The organism is Allobosea sp. 05T422_2 (genome assembly GCF_056396265.1).
In genome coordinates, this window is sequence record NZ_JBFTLD010000485.1 from 1 (window position 1) to 2,004 (window position 2,004).

At 67.8% G+C, this 2,004-nt stretch carries 2 protein-coding genes; both read right to left on the bottom strand.

The window, feature by feature from the left end; genetic code table 11:
- Position 1: 1 nt before the first annotated feature.
- A complete protein-coding gene (locus tag AC1DJT_RS36435) occupies positions 2-1,396 on the bottom strand; it encodes an amidase (protein WP_476836026.1) in 1,395 nt (464 codons plus the stop codon).
- 20 nt (positions 1,397-1,416) lie between these two features.
- Positions 1,417-2,004: ABC transporter permease (locus tag AC1DJT_RS36440; RefSeq protein ID WP_476836027.1), on the bottom strand; the 588-nt coding region annotated here is incomplete at its 5' end.

Sequence of the window (2,004 nt, forward strand, 5' to 3'; positions counted from 1 at the left end):
CTCACACGGTCTGTGGCGGCGCAGGCCATGGCACCTCGCTGCCGCGTAGAATTTCCCAGGCCCGCGCCATTCTCAACACGCCGAGATCGTCGAACCGCCGCCCGGTGATCTGCAAGCCGATCGGCAACCCCTCGGGAGTAAGCCCGGCATGGACCGAGACCGCCGGCTGATCCGACATGTTCGCTGAGACCGTKAACGCGATGTGCTCGAAGGGCCGCTCAGGGTCGTGGATGGGCGAGGCCAGCTCAGCCGCATAGGCCGGCACAGGGGAAACCGGCGACAGCACGAAATCGAACGGTGCACAGGCTTTCAGCGCCGCATCGCGCATCGCCAGCATCTGGCTCATCCCGCGATAGACTCTTTCGCCACTCAGATTCCGGCCGCCCTCGGCCCAGGCGTAGATATAGGGCAGAACCCGTCCCTGCCTGGCATCCGACAGGCCGCCAATGTCGACCCAGGCGCGCTGCCGCCAGAAATCATCAAGCCCGTCCAGCATTTCGCGGGTCAGGAAGGGCGCAACCGGCTCGACAATCGCGCCAGCCGCCACAAAGGCCCTGGCCGCCGCCTCGATCGCAGCCCGGGTATGCGGCTCGACGGCAAGCCCGACTCCGGCATCGACCTGGAGCCCCAGCCGCAAGCCCTTGACGTCAAACTCCAGCGCCAGCCAGTCGATCTCCTGTGGCGGCAGGCTCATGCCATCGCGCCTGTCCGGCCGGGACAGTTCCCGCATCATCAGCGCCGCATCCGCGACCGAGCGGGTCATCGGCCCGGCGACGCGGCCGTAATAGGTCGGGTCGATCGGCACGCGGCCAAAGCTCGGCTTGAGGCCGACCAAGCCGCACCAGCCGGCCGGCAGGCGGATCGAGCCACCGATATCGGTGCCGACATGAAGCGGCCCATAGCCCGCAGCTCCCGCCGCACCCGCCCCAGCCGAGGAGCCGCCAGGATTCTTGGTCAGGTCCCAGGGGTTGCAGGCGAGTTCGTGAAAGCTCGACAAACCCGAGGAGAGCATGCCGTAATCCGGCATCGTCGTCTTGGCGAGGATGACGCAGCCGGCCTCCCTCAACCGCGCCGCCGGCGGTGCGTCCGCCGATGCCGGCTCGAGATCGCGCGCGGCCGTGCCGAGCGGCACCGGCACGCCCTTGGTCGCGATGTTCTCCTTGATCGTGCCGGGCACCCCGTCGAGAGCCAGCGCCTCCCCCTTCAGCCAGCGCATCTCGGAGGCCTTCGCCATCGCTCGCGCCGCGGCGGGATCATAGGCATAGAGCGCCTTGAGCTGCGGCTCCCATGCGGTAATCCGTGCGATCACCGCCTCGGTCGCCTCGACCGGCGAGAATGTCCGTGCGGCATAGCCGGCGAGAAGCTCCGTCGCGCTCAGATCGGCAAGATCGGTCATCGTCTCATCCTCATCGTCACTCAGCGGCTTCGGCGCAGGCGCGGGTCGATGGCATCGCGCAGGCCGTCGCCGAGCAGATTGAAGCCGAGCACCGCGATGGCAATCGCCGCGCCGGGAAAGATAGCGAGCCATGGCTGCACCGCCATGAAGGTCYGCGCCTCGTTCAGCATGCGTCCCCAGGACGGATTCGGCGGCTGCGTGCCGAGCCCGAGATAGGACAGCCCCGCCTCCGCCAGGATCGCCAGTGCGAACTGGATCGTCGCCTGTACGACGATGACGCCAGCAACATTCGGCAGGACATGGCGGACGCTGATCTGCACATTGTCGAGCCCGGCCGCCCGCGCCGCCTGGATATAATCCCGCGTCCAGACCTGAATCGCCACCCCGCGCGCCAGGCGCGCGAAATAAGGCAGGTTCAGGATGCCGATCGCGACGATGGCGTTGAGCATGCCCGGCCCGGCGATCGCCGTGATCATGATCGCCGTCAGCACCGCCGGGAAGGCATGGGTGAAGTCGGCCGTGCGCATGATCAGGTTGTCGAGGAAGCCGTCGCGCCGGATCGCCGCCAGCAGACCGAGCGTTGTGCCGAGCACCAGACCGAACCCGAC